This is a genomic window from Candidatus Symbiothrix dinenymphae (genome assembly GCF_001431085.1).
On the sequence record NZ_BBRU01000338.1, the window covers coordinates 1 to 495 of the forward strand.

The following is a 495-nucleotide window of genomic DNA, read 5'->3' on the forward strand; positions in this document are numbered from 1 at the left end:
CAAAAGGTTTTTGGTTTTACACACTTTGGGGCGCGCGCCATGGCATACCCGGAAGTGGGCTTTGGCTGGTCGCGCAAACTCAGCAACAAAGTGACGGTAGGAGCCAAACTGAAATACCTGATGGGACAGGCAAACGTGCATACCGATTTTGATGACTTAACACTTACCGCTTCCGGCACTCAATGGTCGCTCAACGGCACCGGCGGCTTATATATGTCGTTGCCATCAATAGTGGGCACTGTTAAAAACACCGAACCGGACAAAAACGGTAATTACTATCCCGATTTTGAGAATATAGCAGATGGTCCCAAACTCGGAAACGGACCGGGGGAACTCCCCATGGGGGATTTTATCAAAGAGATGCTGACCGCCAACAAGGGGTTTGGCATCGATTTGGGTGTCACTTACCGCCCTTTGTACAATTTGGAACTGTCGGCAGCCATCACCGACTTGGGTTTTATTCGCTGGACAAATAATGTGGTCAATGCCAATTTG

1 protein-coding gene is annotated in these 495 nt (G+C 49.3%); it reads left to right on the top strand.

The window, feature by feature from the left end:
* Window positions 1-495: DUF5723 family protein (locus ASC50_RS04175; protein WP_262482196.1), on the top strand; the 495-nt coding region annotated here is incomplete at both ends.